Source organism: Natronorubrum aibiense, assembly GCF_009392895.1.
In the GTDB taxonomy this organism is placed as follows: domain Archaea; phylum Halobacteriota; class Halobacteria; order Halobacteriales; family Natrialbaceae; genus Natronorubrum; species Natronorubrum aibiense.
Window position 1 is genome coordinate 569,058 of sequence record NZ_CP045488.1, and the last position, 13,481, is coordinate 582,538.

At 63.4% G+C, this 13,481-nt stretch carries 13 protein-coding genes; 8 read left to right on the forward strand and 5 right to left on the reverse strand.

The window, feature by feature from the left end; translation table 11 throughout:
* Nucleotides 1–36 precede the first annotated feature (36 nt).
* On the reverse strand, nt 37–1,857 hold the full coding sequence (locus GCU68_RS02865; RefSeq protein ID WP_152938954.1) for a S9 family peptidase: 1,821 nt from the start codon (nt 1,855–1,857) through the stop codon (nt 37–39).
* Nucleotides 1,858–2,166: 309 nt separating this feature from the next.
* On the opposite strand from GCU68_RS02865, the gene GCU68_RS02870 reads away from it, so the two are divergent.
* The 3 genes from GCU68_RS02870 (at nt 2,167) to GCU68_RS02880 (ending at nt 4,577) form a co-directional block, all read left to right on the forward strand.
* Nucleotides 2,167–2,931 (forward strand): AAA family ATPase, encoded by a 765-nt coding sequence (locus tag GCU68_RS02870; protein WP_152938955.1) that lies wholly within the window; start codon nt 2,167–2,169, stop codon nt 2,929–2,931.
* Nucleotides 2,932–3,017: 86 nt separating this feature from the next.
* Complete coding sequence (locus tag GCU68_RS02875; RefSeq protein ID WP_152938956.1) at nt 3,018–4,079, forward strand: glycosyltransferase family 4 protein; 1,062 nt, start codon at nt 3,018–3,020, stop codon at nt 4,077–4,079.
* A gap of 87 nt (nt 4,080–4,166) precedes the next feature.
* Entirely contained in the window at nt 4,167–4,577 is a 411-nt protein-coding gene (locus GCU68_RS02880) for an HIT family protein (protein WP_152938957.1), read from the forward strand.
* A 27-nt stretch (nt 4,578–4,604) separates the two neighbouring features.
* Here the strand turns inward: GCU68_RS02880 and trpB are convergent, their stop codons facing one another.
* Nucleotides 4,605–5,756 (reverse strand): tryptophan synthase subunit beta, encoded by a 1,152-nt coding sequence (trpB, locus tag GCU68_RS02885; RefSeq protein WP_152938958.1) that lies wholly within the window; start codon nt 5,754–5,756, stop codon nt 4,605–4,607.
* Between the two features lie 124 nt (nt 5,757–5,880).
* The gene (locus tag GCU68_RS02890) at nt 5,881–6,867 is read right to left on the reverse strand and encodes a YeiH family protein (RefSeq protein WP_152938959.1); all 987 of its coding nucleotides are present in this window, start codon (nt 6,865–6,867) and stop codon (nt 5,881–5,883) included.
* Between the two features lie 609 nt (nt 6,868–7,476).
* On the opposite strand from GCU68_RS02890, the gene GCU68_RS02895 reads away from it, so the two are divergent.
* Both GCU68_RS02895 and GCU68_RS02900 read left to right on the forward strand, forming a co-directional pair.
* Complete coding sequence (locus GCU68_RS02895) at nt 7,477–8,364, forward strand: acyltransferase (protein WP_152938960.1); 888 nt, start codon at nt 7,477–7,479, stop codon at nt 8,362–8,364.
* Nucleotides 8,365–8,450: 86 nt separating this feature from the next.
* The gene (locus GCU68_RS02900) at nt 8,451–8,771 is read left to right on the forward strand and encodes a DUF7577 domain-containing protein (protein WP_152943552.1); all 321 of its coding nucleotides are present in this window, start codon (nt 8,451–8,453) and stop codon (nt 8,769–8,771) included.
* Between the two features lie 54 nt (nt 8,772–8,825).
* On the opposite strand, the gene GCU68_RS02905 is transcribed toward GCU68_RS02900, so the two are convergent.
* Nucleotides 8,826–9,587: a hypothetical protein gene (locus tag GCU68_RS02905; RefSeq protein WP_152938961.1), complete on the reverse strand. Its 762-nt coding sequence runs from the start codon at nt 9,585–9,587 to the stop codon at nt 8,826–8,828.
* A gap of 283 nt (nt 9,588–9,870) precedes the next feature.
* Here GCU68_RS02905 and GCU68_RS02910 point away from each other — a divergent pair, with 283 nt between their 5' ends.
* On the forward strand, nt 9,871–10,116 hold the full coding sequence (locus GCU68_RS02910) for a PRC-barrel domain containing protein (RefSeq protein ID WP_152938962.1): 246 nt from the start codon (nt 9,871–9,873) through the stop codon (nt 10,114–10,116).
* Between the two features lie 53 nt (nt 10,117–10,169).
* Here the strand turns inward: GCU68_RS02910 and prf1 are convergent, their stop codons facing one another.
* Complete coding sequence (gene prf1, locus GCU68_RS02915) at nt 10,170–11,429, reverse strand: peptide chain release factor aRF-1 (RefSeq protein ID WP_152938963.1); 1,260 nt, start codon at nt 11,427–11,429, stop codon at nt 10,170–10,172.
* A gap of 313 nt (nt 11,430–11,742) precedes the next feature.
* On the opposite strand from prf1, the gene minD reads away from it, so the two are divergent.
* Both minD and GCU68_RS02925 read left to right on the forward strand, forming a co-directional pair.
* Nucleotides 11,743–12,612, forward strand: a complete 870-nt coding sequence (minD, locus tag GCU68_RS02920; RefSeq protein ID WP_152938964.1) for a cell division ATPase MinD — start codon at nt 11,743–11,745, stop codon at nt 12,610–12,612.
* Nucleotides 12,613–12,897: 285 nt separating this feature from the next.
* Nucleotides 12,898–13,479, forward strand: a complete 582-nt coding sequence (locus GCU68_RS02925) for a hypothetical protein (RefSeq protein WP_152938965.1) — start codon at nt 12,898–12,900, stop codon at nt 13,477–13,479.
* The last annotated feature ends 2 nt before the right edge of the window (nt 13,480–13,481 follow it).

The following is a 13,481-nucleotide window of genomic DNA, read 5'->3' on the forward strand; positions in this document are numbered from 1 at the left end:
GTGTCATGCCGTCGCAAGGGGTGGTTCTCGTCCGCGCTAGCCGAGGTGTTCGTCGAGGAAGGCCGCGATTTCGGAGTACGCTTCGATACGATTCTCGAGTTTCGAGAAGCCGTGCCCTTCGTCGTCGAAGATCAGCTTGCGGACCGGGACACCCTGTTCTTCGGCCTTCTCGGCGATCTGTTCGGCCTCGCCGACCGGAACGCGCGGGTCGTTCTCGCCGTGGAGGACGAACAGCGGGGCTTCGATCCGCTCGATATTGTTCGTCGGTGAGATCTTTTCCAAGAACTCGCGGTCGTTCTCGAGGCTACCGTACTCGGCCTCGCGCAGTTCGCGCCGCCAATCGCCAGTGTTCTCGAGGAAGGTGACGAAGTTGGCGATGCCGACGACGTCGACGCCGGCCGCCCAGAGGTCGGGGTACTCGGTGAGCGCGGCGAGCACCATGAACCCGCCGTAGGAGCCGCCCTTGGCCGCGATTCGGTCGGGGTCGACGGCGGGGTGGTCGTGGAGCCACTCGACGCAGGCCTCGATATCGGCCACCGAATCCATCCGCTTTTCGACGTCGTCGAGAGCGGCGTAGTCAGCCCCGTAGCCCGCCGAGCCGCGGACGTTCGGCTCGAAGTAAGCGTAGCCTCGATCGACGAAGTACTGTTTGACACTCGAGAACGACGGCCGACGCTGACTCTCGGGCCCACCGTGGATGTCGACGATGACGGGCGTCTGGCCGTCCTCGGCGTCGTCGGGCAGCGTGAGGAAGGCGGGTACCTCGAGCCCATCGAAGCTCTCGACGTGGACGAGCTCGGATTCGTCGAACGACGCGCGGGGAATTCCCGCCGTCGGGGCGTCGGTCCAGCGCTCGGCCTCACCGGTCTCGACGTCGACCACGAACACGTTCGTGTTGACCGTATCGCCAGTGGTAGAGAGCGCGAAACGCTCTGCATCGGGGTCGAAGCTCACGCCGCCGGAGATGCCACCCGGCAGGTCGGGGTCGGGGAACGTCTCGAAGTCGGTCGGGTCGTCGGCGTCGAACTCGCCGACAGTCAGCTCGGTGTAACCTTCGACGTTTCGCGAGTAGACGAACCGGCCCGTCTCGTCGTCCAGTGCGATGCCGTCGACGTTCCATCCGTCTCCCTCGGCAACGGTCTCGAGCGCACCGTTCTCGAGGTCGAGATACGCCAAATACAGCGTGTCGGCATCGCCCTCGTCGGTGACGAGATAGACGCCCTCCCCGTCGGGGGCCCAACTGGCGCTCCCGTAGCGGATGTCGCCCTCGTGGGGCGTGAGGTGCTCGAGTTCAGGCTCGTCGGCCTCGAGGTCGAGCACGTACAGGTCCTGATCGAAGTTGGAGTACGCCTGCGAAACCAACAGGCGAGAGTCGTCGGGGCTCCACCCCGACAGCGAGAGCCAGCCGTCGCCTTCGTAGACGAGCGTCGCTTCGTCGCCGATCTCGTCTCGGCCCTGCACGTAGATGTCGAAGACGGACTCGTCACGGCGGTTCGATGCGAACGCGAAACGCTCGCCGTCGTGACTCCAGCCGCCCCATCGGTGTTTCGCGTCGGGCATCGCCGTCAGGTTCTCGATGACGCCCGTCTCGGCGTCCAGTCGGAACAGTTGGGCGCGCTCGTTGCCACCCTCGTCCATCCCGAAGATCAGTTCGGGACACTCGGGCGACCACGAGGCGAACGTCACGCGCTCGTCGTAGAACGTTCGCTGCTCGGGCCACGCGCGGGGGGCCTCGAGCGTCCAGACCTGTGCGGTGCCGGTCGTGTCCATTAGAAACGAGAGTCGGTCACCCTCGGGACCGAACGACGTACCGTAGGCGCTGCGAATGTTGAGATAGCGGTCGATCTCGTAGCTCATATACGCAAGTCTCGGCTCGAGGCGGTAGTCGTTTGGGTTGCGGAGAACGGGTGACAGCTCGGTACTCGGTCGAAGTGAAAGCCATCATGAGGGGGACGACAACGCGCCGAGCCGATACAGTGGCAGCGCGTGAAGGGTGTGCAAGTACCGTTCAGCCCCTCTCGTAGGCAGTCCCTACACCACGTCAAGCAGCCAGACGACGGGCTTCGGACGGCAGCGCTCGACACCTACCCGAACGAATGGTCGGTCGGGAGATACGGGACTGAATGCCATGCGTAACAAAAGTCGTCGCTATGCATCCGTCGACTAATGACCCAAACAGGCGGGAGCGACGACGGGGGTGCGTCGACGAGGGCTGTCCTCGTAACGATTCTCGTCGTCCTCGTTGCGTTCGGACTGACGATCGCAGCCGTCGGCAGTGGCTTCTCGAGCGACGACGGGACGACCGACGTCGGTGACGATGCGAGCAGCGGCGCCGACTCGAGCGAGTACGAAGTGGCAGACAACGAATCCGGAGCCGGCGACACCGGGGCTGACGACGGGAGTGACGACTCCGAAGATGACGGCGGCAGTGACGACAGCGACGAGGATGATGACAGCGACGAGGACGATGATAGCGACGAGGACGATGACAGCGACGAGGATGATGACAGCGACGAGGATTCGGAGGGAGACGCTGACGACGCTGACGACGATTCGGATGAAGACGATGCGGACAACGCTGACGAAGATGAAGACGACGCTGACGATGACGAGGACGGGGCGGAAGACGATGATGATGCTGACGACGACGATAGTGACGACGAGGACGGATCAGCGGGCGACGATGACGGTGATGACGGTGAGGACGACAGTGATGACGAACCCGAAGCCAGTGATGAAGACGACGCAGCTGATGACGACGGCGACGACAGCGACGAAACGGATGGCGATGACGACAGTAGTGACAGCGGTGATAGCAGCGAGGGCGACGACAGCGACGAAACAGACGACGATGACGACAGCAGCGACGATGACGGCGGCATCACCGAGCGACTCTCCGAGTTCTTCGATGGGACGGACGACGACGAGTAGCGCTCGGTGTCGACGGAGATGACAACCGACGCGACTGACTCGAGAAAAGAAGTGATTTTTTATCCCGTCCCTGCGTCGCGCGTCATATGCGTATTGCGTTCGTCTCGTTCGAAACGGTCTTTCACCGCGATACCGAGACGAACCAGCGGTTTCAGACCGTCCTCGAGCAACTCGCGGCCAGCGGTCACGACGTCCACTGTTACTGTGCCGAGTTCTGGGCCGACGAGTCCTCGACCGTCGAGCGAGACGGAATCACCTACCACGGCGTCGCCACGGGCCTCGAGGCCCGTGGCTCGTTTCTCGCCCGGCTACCGTTCGTCCTCGCCGGGTCGAGTCCCGACGTCGTCCATGCGACCGCACAGCCGCCGACAGCGGTGCTCGCAGCCAGCGTGGGAGCCACGCTCGCCCGTGTGCCGCTAGTCGTCGAGTGGTACGGCGACGGCGGTCTCGCCGACGATCGGTGGACGCGACTGGCGGCGGCCCGCGGCGCTCGTATTCTCACGCCGTCCGAACTCGTCGCGACGTGGGTCCGCGAACGCGGGGCTGACGGCGACCGCGTCGAGACGGTGCCGAACCCGGTCGATCTCGAGCGCATCCGAGACGTGCCGGCGGGCGATCGGGTCGACGTGATCTACGCCCGCCGACTCGACGAGGGGGCGAACCTCGAGAGCCTGTTGCTCGCGCTGGCGGAGCTTCGCGATCGCGACTGGCAGACGACCGTCATCGGCGACGGCCCCGAACGGGCGACGTACGAACGGCTGGCGAGCGATCTGCGGATCGACGACCGGATCACGTTCGCCGGCGACTGCTCGCTCGAGGAACGCATCGCCGCCTACCGTGGCGCACACGTCTTCGCGCAGACAGCCGAACACTGCGTGTTCCCGACGGAGATGCTGTGGGCGCTGGCAGCGGGCTGTGTCGGCATCGTCGAGTACCACGTCGACTCGAGCGCCCACGAACTCGTCGAGGGCTGGGATCGCGGCTTCCGAACGACGAGCGAAGCGGAACTCGCCGACGCCATCCTCGAGGCCGGCGACCTCGAGTACCGCGCGTTCGACGACCGCTTTGCCGACTACGATCGCTCGGCCGTCACCGAGGCATATCTCGAGCAGTATCGAACGCTACAAGAGGAGTACGGACTGCTGTAGGCGTCGGCGATAAAATACGAACCGGGCTCGAGCGCGGACGCCTCGAGCGGGGGATGGCTATATATCCGTCCGAGAGAACGTTCGAATATGACTGCTGAGTGTGAGTTTTGTCGTATCGTAGCCGGCGACCAGTCGGCGCACGTCCTCTACGAAGACGAGCGAACCCTCGCCTTTCTCGATCGCAACCCGGCCGTGACGGGACACACGCTCGTCGTGCCGCGCAGTCACGAGGAAGATGCACTGACGATCGACGAACCGACCGCGAGCGCGGTCTTCGAGACGGTTCGAACCGTCGCGGTGGCGCTGGAGACGGCGCTCGAGCCGGACGGATTCAGCGTCTTTCACACCAGCGGGCCGCTGGTCGGCGACATCGATCACGCCCACGTTCATCTCGTTCCCCGAAGCGAGGACGACGACGTGGCGCTGTCGCTGACGCGGGGTCAGCTGACTGACGAGGAAGCGGCCCGTCTAGCGGATCGCGTTCGAGCGGTACTATAAAAACGGTGAAAACGGCGGTCGCCGCGATCAGAGGTTGAACTTCGACGCCGCGGTTTCCATGTCCTTGTCGCCGCGTCCGGAGAGGTTCACGAGGATCGTTTCGTGCTCACCCGCTTCGGCGAGCTGGATCGCACGGGCGATGCCGTGGCTGGACTCGAGCGCCGGGATGATTCCCTCAGTCTCGCTGAGTTCGCGGAATGCCGCGAGCGCTTCCTCGTCGGTGACGCCCGTGTACTCACAGCGGCCGATAGCCTTGTACATAGCGTGTTCGGGGCCGACACCGGGGTAATCGAGGCCCGCGGAGACGGAGTGAACCTCGACGTCGTCGTCGATCACACGCGTTTTCATCCCGTGGATGACGTCGTCTTTCCCTTTCGCGAGCGGGGCCGCGTGGCGACTCGAGTCGGCTCCTTCGCCGCCGCCTTCGGCACCGTAGAAGTCGACGTCGTCGTCGCGGAACGCATGAAAGAGACCGATCGCGTTCGACCCACCGCCGACGCAGGCGACGGCCGCGTCGGGTAACTCGCCCGTTCGCTCCTGGAACTGTTCGCGGGCCTCCCGACCGATGACGCTCTGGAAGTCCCGAACCATCCGCGGGAACGGGTCGGGGCCGACGACGCTACCCACGAGGTAGTGGGTGTCGTCGACGTTCTCGGCGAAGTCCTCGAGCGCCGCGTCGACGGCGTCGGCGAGGCCTTCGTCGCCGCGAGTCACTTCGTTGACCTCGGCACCCATCAGCCGCATCCGGAAGACGTTCATCTCCTGTCGGGCGACATCTTTCGCGCCCATGTAAATCTCCGTCTCGAGGTCGAGCAACGCGCCGACCATCGCGGTCGCGGTGCCGTGTTGGCCGGCCCCGGTCTCGGCAATGATGCGGTCGCGGCCGCTCTGTTTGGCTAGCAGGGCCTGTCCGAGTGCGTTGTTGATCTTGTGGGCCCCGCCGTGGAGCAGGTCCTCTCGCTTGAGGTAGATGTCGGCACCGTACCGGTCGCTCAGCGTGCTCGCGTAGTACAGCGGCGTCGGTCGGCCGGCAAACGTCTCGAGCAACTCACGCAGCTCCGAACGGAACGCGTCAGTGTCGGCGACCTCGTCGTAGGCGGTCGCGAGCTGCTCGAGTGGTTCCTGCAGGGGATCGGGAACGTGGCGTCCGCCGTACCCCTCGAACGCGCCATTAGACATATGTCGGCCAGTCGCACCCGGACGGTAAATATATTCTGACCCCGTCGCGACCGGGGAACTGTGCAGCCGAAGAGACAGCAATTGTTTCCGGAATCTCCAACGATCGACGGTCCGTCGAACGCCGTCACGAGAACAATATCACGAGCAGCACGAGCGAGAATGCGCTGACGATAAGTAGCGATACCAAGACGACGATCGCTGGCGTCACACCGGTGTTGCGGAGCCCATCGAGACGAATTTCGGTTCCCAGTCCGACGAACGCGAGCACGAACAGCCAGTTGTAGGCGTTCTCGAGCGCGGTCTGTTGGGCCGGCGAGAACACGCCCGCACTCGCCAGCACGACGAGCGCGATGAATCCGAGGACGAACTTCGGGAACTCCGCCCAGAGCAACTGCACGGATGGGCGTCCACCCTCGCCGCGCTGGGCATAATAACTCGCATAGACGAGGACCACGACGCCGATCAAGGCGTTTCGCGAGAGTTTCGTCATCGTCGCCCATTGGCCGGCGACCTCGGAGTGGGCGAAGCCGACCGCGACGACTGGCCCCGTCGAGAACATGCTGACGCCGGCCCAGACGCCGAAGACGACGTCCGAAAGCCCGAGCAGGTCGCCGAGGATCGGGTAGACGACGATCGTGATCGCGTCGAACAACAGGACCGTCGCCGCCGCGTAGGCGATCTGGTCTTCGCGGGCGCGGATCGCTCCGGCGACCGCGACGACGGCCGACACGCCACAGATCCCAGCCCCCGCTGCGAGCAACGAGCCGAGGCGATCGGCGAGTCCGAAGACGTTCCGCGAGAGCGCTTCGACGACGCTGATCGTGAGGGCAGTGACGAGCACGACAACAAGGAGGACGGTGCCGCCGACCTCGAGGATCGTCTCGAGCGTCAGCGACGCGCCCATGAGGACGATTCCGGCCCCCAGCCAAAGCTTGTGAGTCGCGATTCCCGGCTCGAGGCGGTCGGGCACGCCAGGACCGTTCGCCAGCGCGAAGCCGAGTGCGATGGCGACGAGCAGGTGATTGACGCCAGCGGTCAGCCCGATGGCTCGCGCGGCGAGTGCACCAAGGCAGAGCGCGACGAGCCCCGGAAAGAGCCGGTAGGCGGACATGTCGCTACCAAGGAATCTGTATCTCGAGGCCGGCCGTCAGGGCGACGATCACCGCACTGACGGCGACGCTTTGCCAGTCCCGCTCGAGATTCTGCCAGCGAGTACGGATCGTCGTCATACCCGGACTCCATCGATCAGTCGACATCCGTTCGGTGTCTCCGGATCGGCGCACTTAACGATTGTCGATTTCGTCAGCGATACCGGGCTATGTTGCCGGCGTCAGCGACGGTAGCTGTCCGTCGAACGCGGTTGGTCGTCGGTCGACTGCACTCGACTCTGGCTGCCCGAAGTCCCGGGGTCGCTCGAAGAACGACGTCGACTCGAGGCTGGTCGTACTCGAGGACGAGATCCGCCGGCTTGTGGTTGGCTGTCCTAGGGGCAGACCTCGCCACACCGAGTGCCACAGGCGCGTGTGCCGACAGACACGGCCGACGCCGGATTGAGCGTTTGCGGTTCGCAGTGATTGGCGTCGATTTCGGGACGAACACGATGAAACCACACTCAGCGCTCGTGAGAGCTGTCGGCGGCCGAAGTCGACATCCGGATAACGTCCGGCAAGCCGTCCGCACAACCGAACCCCTATCAACTCGGCGGGCAATACGTCGGAGTATGACAAAGCGGTACGTCTCTCTCCCTGACGAGGCGGAGACGGGAATGCGCGAGTTCATTGACGAGGTCGACCGACGACTGGCGAGCGACGAAGACACCTGTTCGGTCGTCGAAGACGTCCTAATCGACCTGTCGGGCGACCGCGAGGCATACGACCACTGGCAGAACGGCGGCGACGTCTCGCCGGCCGAGCGCGTCCGCTTGCAGAGTTACGACCCCTGTAACACCACCCTCGAGAGCGAGTACTACGCCGAGAAAGACGAAGCCGAGTTCCGTCGCTCGAAACACCTCCAATGGCTGTGGCGACAGTTCGACAGCCTCCCGATTGCGGACAACGTCGAGTTCGCCCTGCGATTCCGTCGGATGCTCGCCGACCACCTCTTCGAGGAGTGTGGCGACAACTGCCGGTTTTTCAAGGGCGTCACGTTCACCTACGGGCACAACATCACGATCGGCGACAACACCGTCGTCCACGACGACGTCCACCTAGACGATCGCGGAAAACTCACGATCGGCGACCGCGTCTCGGTTTCCGACGGCGTCCACATCTACAGCCACGACCACGACGTCGTCGACCAGACAGAGGTACGCAACTACCACACGATCGTCGAAGACGACGTGCGACTCACCTACGACGCGATGGTTCGTGCCGGCTGCAAGGTCGGCGAAAACGCCATCGTCGGCGCTCGTGGGATCGTCCAGCACGACGTTCCCGCCCATCACATCGCGATCGGCGCACCGGCCAAAAGCGTCAAGATCAAACCCGGCTGGGAGGACGTCGCGACACCACTCGACGACGCCGGCGTCAACCGACAGGAACAGCGCCACATCGAGTACGATCTCCCCGACGACCTCGAGGTCTTCGACGAGTTCGGTCGCGATTTATAGACGGACGGCACCGTCATCAAGACACTATTGTCCGTGGATCCGAACTCAGGGAATAGCCAAGTGTCTTGAGAACCTATAGCATGATGATGGAGCTCTGGGGCTGGCTCGTCGGCTACATACTGCTGTTTGCCCTCCTCCACCTGTTACTGTACTTTCTGTACGTACGAGGGAACGACGACGCGGGGTCGCCTTCGTTCGCCGAACCGAACCGTGCAAGCCCGCGGGCGTCACCCGGGCCCGACCGATATCCGAACGCGGCCGACGACGTCGAACCCGAGGAAGACGCCGACGATCACGACCTCGAGTTCGACGGGGAGACGATCCGCTGTCCCCACTGCGGCGTCCGAAACGAGGGCGATCAGACGTTTACGTACTGCTGGAACTGTATCTCGTCGCTTCGGCAGTGACGCCGAGTGACGACCACACTGTGTGCCAGCCACTCGAGCGATTCGTTGTGTTTCTCATTCGCGACTATCGCATGAGAGTGCGTCTGTGATCGTCTCGAGGTGGTCGACACCGACGACGGCGACGATGGGTCCGTCGGTCGTCGCTCGAAGTTCCTCGAGGCGGTCAATCATACACCGTTCGCGAGTTTCGTCGCGATAGGTGAGTGCGCTGTCGTCCGTCTGGATGCTACCGAGCAAGGCCTGTACGCTGGCAACGTGTGACCGCTCGTGGGCGGCCTGTTCGGCCGGTGGAGCGTCGGCCTCGCAGTCGTACTCGATCGGGTCGTCGCAGGCGACAGTCATTGACGTCGCGTGAGTCAGCGTCGCGGCGAGCCGACAGGTCAGCGCTTCCTGTGTCGCGCCGCGTAGACTCGAGATGACGCGGCGAGCCGTCGACGGCGAGACGCGGTCGGCGATCAGTCGTGTCACAAGGCGTCGCAGAAACGACCAGTTCGGGGCATCGATGCCGACAGTCGTCGCGGCGGGCGCCGCGTTGATCGCCGCGCTCATTTCGCCGCCGAAGCGCGGCGGGGCCTCGGCCGTGGCCTCGCGGGCGTAGGCACGATACAGCGGGAGGGCTGCCGCCGGGAGTTCGAGGGCGAGCACGTCGGGGTCGACCGACTCGAGGACGGTTTCGACGCGCGCAACGCTCGCCGGGTGGTCGTGGACGACGCCAAGAAGGTGGCAGGTGCCTGCCGGACCGGTCACGCGACGCGCGAACTGCGACGTAATTCGCGGATCGTCGAACGACGCGGCGAGCGGCGGGGATTCGGCCATTGATCGAGTGGTAATACGTGACTACCAGTATAACCCTTCTGTTGTGCTCGAGCACGGCCGAAATCGAACGACGAAACCGGACGTAAGCTGACCATACTCGCCGCTGATCGGTCGGGCGGCGTGTAAGGGGACCGTGGCCCTTGGAAACGATTTCCGCGCTTTATTACTCGCGCAGCCATGGTGCCGGTGGTTCGGTTTCCGGAGATAGCCTGGTTCGAACGGGATGCAGACGGCGGGTAGTATGCAGACGGCGGGTGGTATGCAGACGGCGAGTTCATCAGCAATGCCCGAAGACGCACTCACCAAAGCCGATGAAGGAAAACTGGTCCTGAACACGGACGGCACTACGGTCGGTCGCCTCGTCGACGTCCGTGACGGCTACGGGTACGTCGAGCCGAACCCGACGCTACTCGAGACGATCAAAGCGAAACTCGGGTGGGCGACGCGAAGCGACGAGGCACACCCGCTCGACGAGGGAAGTATCGAGAAAATCACCGACGATGCGGTGTATCTCCGGGGGACGCTGTGATCGAGACTCGAGAGCAGGCGTGCCCGTCGTGATGAGGACGATCAGGAGGGTGCTTAGACGCCGGTACTGTAGCGCAAGATTCCGGCGAAGCCGCCGAAAGCGTTGTAGAGCTGTTCGCCTTTCTCGAAGTCCGTCGAGATGAACTTGGTTTCGGTGCCTCGCTGTTCAGCGATTTCGATGAGGTGGTCGATCGCGTCCTCGCGGTCGTCGTCCGTCGCTTCGATCTCGGTGCCACACTCGCTGCATGTGTGCTCGGGCGTCGATTTGCGCCGGTCGAGCACCTCGTAGTCCGTGTTTCCACAGGCCTCACAGTCGTAGACGATGACGTCCTTTCGGAGGTCCTCGCTGATGAGGAGTCGATCGACGGCCCCCATCATGAGATTGCGGCGGGTCTGCTCGAACCCGTAGGTTGCGAGGTCGCCCGCGTTGAGTTCCTTGAAGAACTCCTCCATCTCCTGTTTGTCCTTCATCACCTCGGCGTCGGCCAGCGCGTCTTCGGCGTTATCGACTAAGTCCTTCAGGCCGGACTCGTCGGTGTAGGCGACGTCGAACTTCCCGATGACGTTGTCCTGAATCTCGTGGTGGAGGTAGTCACCGTCGAGGAACTCGTCTTTGGTCGGCGAGGGACCGCCGACGAGGATGCCGTCGAGTTCGTGGCGTTTGGGGACAAACAGATCGTTTGCCATCCCCGCGACCTCCTGATAGAAGTTGTCGATGGCCTCGAGTCGCAGTCGAGCGAAACGCTGGGCGGACTGGCCACCTTTACGCTGTTTGCCGGGGACGAGCGAAGAGGCGGACTTGACGGCTTCGATACGTTTGCCTTTCAACCAGCCGACGTTGGCCTCGCGGCGATCGAGGACGATCAGGCCGTACAACCCCTGATCGGCCAGCATGTGCTCGAGCGGTTCGGTGAGGAAATCCGAGTCGCAGTGATAGCGGAACGACTCGATGGGCTGGGGTGGACTCTCTAAGACCTTCGTGACCATCTCGGTCCGGCCGCCGCCGGAGTCGACGGCACCCGAAAACAACACCATTCCGTTCTCCGGCGGATAGGTATCGTAGTACCGGAGCCGGTCTTTGATGCTGGTCAGCGCGTCCTGAACGGCCGTTCGAGTCTGTTTGGACTTGATGTTGGCCGCTTCGCTGTGTTCCTGTGTGACGTGGGTGACGACGTCACTGATCTGTCGGTCCTCGGGAATGTAGATCGTCACGAGCTGTGTGCCGGAGCCATCGAAATCTTTGAGATCTTCGATGACCTTCCGGAACTCGTATTTTTTCCGGTCGGATTGCTCCTGATCGCCCTCCTGGCTCATTACCCGTACAAAACGGTGCTGTGGGTAAGAATCCTTTGACACACCTGTCGACGATTGATACGGTTTACTGTCGTCAATTACCGCCGATCGCCGACCCGTGCTGGCGATCGACGGTACACAGTTACAGCAATCCGTATGACTCGCCCAGACGACCGGTACTTACGGCGTGTGGGGAGCCACCGGTCGACTCGAGAGCACCGACGGAGCGGACTGCTCCGTCCCCGACACGGACGTGTCGGCGAACTACCATGCATCGGGAGTTGAGGTGACGATTTAAGGTGTTCCCGTGAGACTGTCCGGACAGTACTCCAGTATGTCTCACGAGACGGTCTATGCGATCGCGAGCGGGAAAGGGGGCGTCGGAAAGACGACGACGACGGTCAATCTCGGGACGGCGCTGGCGGAGGCCGGCAAACGTGTCGCCATCGTTGATACCGACCTCGGGATGGCGAACCTCGCTGGGTTCGTCAGTCTGAGCCCCGACTCGATGACGCTCCACGACGTGTTGTCCGGAGCGGCATCGGTCGACGACGCCACCTACAGTATCACGGATAACATCGTCGCCGTACCAAGCGGCACCAGCCTCGACGAGTACGCCGACACCTCCCCGGAAGGACTCCGCGAGGTCGTCGCGGAGCTTCGAGATCGATTCGACTACGTCTTTCTCGACGTCGGCGCGGGCGTCAATCACGAAACTGTCCTCCCGCTGGGACTCGCCGACGCCGTCATCCTCGTGTCGACGCCCGAACCGGCGGCCGTCCACGACTCGAAGAAGACCCTTGAGTTGACCGAACGGGCTGGCGGCTCGGTCGCCGGACTCGTCCTCACTCGCACGTTGCCCGACAGCGACATCTCCCACGAGGAGATCGCCACCCGTCTCGAGACCACCCTGCTGGGAACGATCCCGGAAGACGCCACGGCCCGCGAGAGCGTCTACGCCGGGACGCCGCTGGTCGTCTACGAACCAGACGGCCCCGCTGCCGCCGCCTACCGACAGCTCGCGGGCGATCTGGCCGGGGTCGACGTTCCCGACGCTGAGTCGACAGCCGACGAGGCAATCGAACTGGGTGAAGAAACCGCGGACGACTCCGATACCGAATCGGCGGTCGGCAACGACGGCGAGCGAGAAGCCGCACACGACGACGTCTCGAGTGCGATCACGGAAGCCGAATCCGACTCCTGACTCGACCCACGGCGGTTCGTCTCGCTGGTAACTGGTCCCTACGTTGGCGATTTCGTGCGTGAGACTGTCTCGAGCACCATCGTAACTGCTGAACGAACCGCAGTGCAGACGGACGGGTAGCCGACGCATACTGGTTCACAGGTCGGGCGACGACCGCCGTCAGCAACGTTCTTCGACTGGTGACGACGCCGGCTGGCGGTCGTACTGTACTCAATCCCAGACAGTCACGAGAAAATGACAGTAACGATCTGATTACTAAACACAGACAGGATCGATGGCACGAGCATGGAGCGACGAAACGTACTCCTTGGCGGTGGTGCCGCGCTCGCGACCATACTGGCCGGCTGTTCCAGCGACGAAACGAGCGACGATACCGGATCGAACTCTCCCACTGACGACGAGTCCGACGAGGACGGGACCGGAACTGAGGGCGAGCCCGACGAGACGGACAAAACCGGTGACAAGGACAAGACGGACGAGGACAAGGCCGGTGACAACGACGACCTGGCTGACGACGAGATTCCCGGATTCGAGAGAGACAAGTTCGAACTCGACAGCGAGACGGTGTCGGTGTCGACGATCGAACGCGAGGGCGAGATCGTCACCATCGTCGTCGACACCGAGACGACCGACGAGGAGACACTCGCCGAAGAACTCAAGTCGTTCGCCGACGACGTCGACGAGGGAATCGTCGACCTCGAGACGTTCACCGACCACATCGAAACGATCGCACTCTTCATCAAACACGACGGGGAGAAGGTCGTCTCGTACGGCATTGCCGTCCAGTGGATCACCGAGTACCGTGAGGGCTCGCTGACGAGAGCGGAGTTGCTCGAGAAAATTCGGGGAACCGAGACGACGTACTGACG